The sequence below is a fragment of the Amnibacterium sp. genome, assembly GCF_025463795.1.
GTDB lineage: Bacteria > Actinomycetota > Actinomycetes > Actinomycetales > Microbacteriaceae > Amnibacterium.
On the sequence record NZ_JAODBE010000176.1, the window covers coordinates 1 to 3,086 of the forward strand.

Consider the following 3,086-nt stretch of genomic DNA (forward strand, 5'->3'; position numbering starts at 1 on the left):
GGCCCGCCCCGACCCGGGTCGTGTAGGCCTTGCAGACGGCGATGATCCGGTCGAACCGGTTCGGCGCGACGCCGGACCCCGTCGCCGCACCACCGCTCGTCGCGTTCGAGGACGTGACGAACGGGTACGTGCCGTGGTCGACGTCGAGCATCGTGGCCTGGCCGCCTTCGAACAGCACGGTGCGTCCCTCGTCGAGCGCGGTGTTCAGCTCGAGCGCGGTGTCGGTGACCATCGGGCGGAGGCGCTCGACATAGCCGAGCAGCTCCGACACGACCTCGTCGACCGAGACGGCCCGACGGTTGTAGACCTTCACGAGCAGGTGGTTCTTCTGCTCGAGGGCCCCCTCGACCTTCTGCCGGAGGATCCCCTCGTCGAAGAGATCCTGCACGCGGATGCCGACGCGGTTGATCTTGTCGGCGTAGGTGGGGCCGATCCCTCGCCCGGTCGTGCCGATCTGGCGCTTGCCGAGGAAGCGCTCGGTCACCCGGTCGATGGTGCGGTGGTACGAGGTGATGACGTGGGCGTTCGCGCTGACCCGGAGCCGCGAGACGTCGACCCCGCGGGCCGAGAGCGCCTCGAGCTCCCCGAACAGCACCTCCAGGTCGATGACGACGCCGTTCGCGATCACCGGCACGACGCCGGGGCTCAGGATGCCGGACGGCAGCAGGTGGAGCGCGTACTTCCGGTCGCCGATCACCACCGTGTGACCGGCGTTGTTGCCGCCGTTGAACTTGACGACGTGGTCGACGCGACCGGAGAGCAGGTCGGTCGCCTTGCCTTTGCCCTCGTCGCCCCACTGGGCGCCGATCAGGACGATGGCCGGCATGCGGTTCCTTCCGCCGTTGGAATCCGATCGTATCGGATGCTTGATCTTGCACAGCGGTGTGCAAGTTAGTGGTAGCCTTCCCCCATGTGCGAATCGGCCCGCCCCCGCGCACCGCGTCGGGACGCCGCCTCCCACCGAGAGGCGCTGCTCGACGCCGCCCGCGTGCTGCTCAACGAGGACCCGGAGACGTCCCTCGACACCATCGCGGCCGCCGCCGGCCTCACCCGCCGGGCCGTCTACGGGCACTTCCCCTCCCGCAACACCCTGCTCACGGAGCTCGCCGAGCGCGGCGCCGACCGCGTCGCGGGCGCGGTCGCCCGGGCGTCCTCGGAGGACCCCGTCGTGGACATCGCGCTGCTCGGCCGGCTCGTCTGGGACGAGATCGAGCACGTCCGGGCCATGACCCGCGTGGTCGTGCACGGGCCCCTGCGCGAGCGGATCGGCCCGGCGCTCGGCCCCATCCATGATCGCCTCGTCGCCGACGCCGCCCGCGCGGCCGCGATCGGCACCGGACGCGCGGACCTGCCGCCGGAGGTCGTCGCCCGGCTGATCGAGGGCGCCGCGTTCACCGTGCTCGACGAGAGCACCCGCGCCGGCCTCTCCCGCGTCGAGGGGCGCAGGCTCGTGATCCTCGCCGGCCTCGGCGCCCTCGGTCTCTCGTGGCGGGAGGCCCACACCGTGCTCGACGAGAACCGCGCCCTCCTCGACGAGGAGACGGCCCGATGAGACTCGAGCTCGACGGAGTCGCGATCGGCGACGAGCCCACGCCCTCCCTGCCGACCCTCGACGCCCTGCTGACCGACCGCGCTCCCACCGTGGTGGCGGTCGGCACCGAGCGCGGCCCGGTGCTCGCCTCCCTGCTGGCCGGCGGACGGATGCGGCCGGATCGCGGCACGGTGCGGCTGGACGGCGCGCCGGACGCCGCGGCTCTCCGGCGCGCCGTCGCGCTCGTCGACACCCCGGTCGTCGCCGAGCCCCCGGCTCCGGTCCGGGTCGCGACCCTCGTGGCCGAGGAGCTGCGGTTCGCCGGCCGGCCGAACGGCCGCACCGCGATCACGGACCTGCTCGACGACCTCGGCATCGGCGCGTGGCGCCGGGCGCCGATCGCGGACCTGCCGCCCACCGACCGCATCCGGCTGCTGCTCACGCTGGCCGCCGCCCGGCCGGGGGTCCGTGCCCTCGTGCTCACCTCGCCCGAACGTCACGGGGGGCCCTCCGCCGAATGGCTCGGCCTCGCCCGGGGGTTCACCGAGGCCGGTACCCCCGTGCTCGTCATCGGCGGCCACGCGCTCGATCCGGTGCTCCGCGCCACGGGCGTCGCGGGCGCCGTCGCCTGGCCCCTCCCCGGCCCGCCGGCACCAAGGAAGCCCTCATGACCGTCCTCACCCTGCTGCGCAGCGAGCTGCGCCGGCTCACCGCCACCCGCCTCGGCACCGTGGCGTTCGTCGCGCTCATGACCGTGCCGCTCCTCTACGGCGGCCTCTACCTCTGGGGCAACCAGAACCCGTACGGGCGTCTGCAGCAGGTGCCCGCGGCGCTCGTTCTCGAGGACACGGGCGCGACGCTCGACGGCGACGCCGTCCACTACGGCAGCGACGTCGCCGACCGGCTGGTGCGCGGCGGCGAGTTCGACTGGCAGCGGATGTCCGCCGCCGCGGCCGCGGACCGGCTGCGGACCGGCGGGGTGGACTTCGTCATGACGCTGCCCGCCTCGTTCTCCGAGGACCTCACCTCAGCGGCCACCGCCCATCCGGTCCGCGCCCGCATCGGCCTCACCACCAGCGACACGAACGGCTACCTCGCCGGCACGATCGCCGGACAAGCGGCGACGGCGATCCGGTCGAGCGTCGCGCAGCAGGTCGGGACCGCCGCGGCGAAGCAGTTCCTGGTCGCCCTCTCGACCGTCCGCGGGAACCTCCAGCACGCCGCGAGCGGAGCCGCCTCCCTGCGGTCCGGCGCCGCGAAGACCGCATCCGGCGCCGCGTCCCTCCGCTCCGGCACCGCGACCCTCGCACGCGGCGCGAGCTCACTGGCGAGCGGCCTCGACACGGCCGACTCCGGGGCCGCCTCCCTGGCCTCGGGTGCAGGCAGCGCGGCGAGCGGGGCGGCCCGGGTCGCGACCGGTGCCCGCGGCGTGAGCAGTGGTGCCCGGAGCCTCGCCTCGGGGCTGCAGGCGCTCCGGACGAGGACGGCCGGTCTGCCGGACTCGACGGCCACGCTGGCCTCGGGAACGCGCGGCACCGCGAGCGGCGCGGCCGCT

4 protein-coding genes are annotated in these 3,086 nt (G+C 74.5%); 3 read left to right on the top strand and 1 reads right to left on the bottom strand.

Going from position 1 to position 3,086, the window contains the following annotated elements; genetic code table 11:
* Window positions 1-826: adenylosuccinate synthase (locus tag JWQ92_RS15095; protein ID WP_297345288.1), on the bottom strand; the 826-nt coding region annotated here is incomplete at its 3' end.
* Between the two features lie 84 nt (window positions 827-910).
* On the opposite strand from JWQ92_RS15095, the gene JWQ92_RS15100 reads away from it, so the two are divergent.
* The 3 genes from JWQ92_RS15100 to JWQ92_RS15110 form a co-directional block, all read left to right on the top strand.
* A complete protein-coding gene (locus JWQ92_RS15100; protein ID WP_297345289.1) occupies window positions 911-1,552 on the top strand; it encodes a TetR/AcrR family transcriptional regulator in 642 nt (213 codons plus the stop codon).
* A complete protein-coding gene (locus JWQ92_RS15105; protein ID WP_297345290.1) occupies window positions 1,549-2,202 on the top strand; it encodes a hypothetical protein in 654 nt (217 codons plus the stop codon). Before JWQ92_RS15100 ends, JWQ92_RS15105 begins: the two co-directional genes overlap by 4 nt.
* On the top strand, window positions 2,199-3,086 hold an 888-nt coding region (locus JWQ92_RS15110; protein WP_297345291.1), incomplete at its 3' end, for a YhgE/Pip family protein. The genes JWQ92_RS15105 and JWQ92_RS15110, both read left to right, overlap by 4 nt.

Coding starts and splice junctions, on each gene's coding strand:
- JWQ92_RS15100 (WP_297345289.1), top strand. CDS start 911: ATGTGCGAATCGGCCCGCCCCCGCGCACCGCGTCGGGACGCCGCCTCC.
- JWQ92_RS15105 (WP_297345290.1), top strand. CDS start 1,549: ATGAGACTCGAGCTCGACGGAGTCGCGATCGGCGACGAGCCCACGCCC.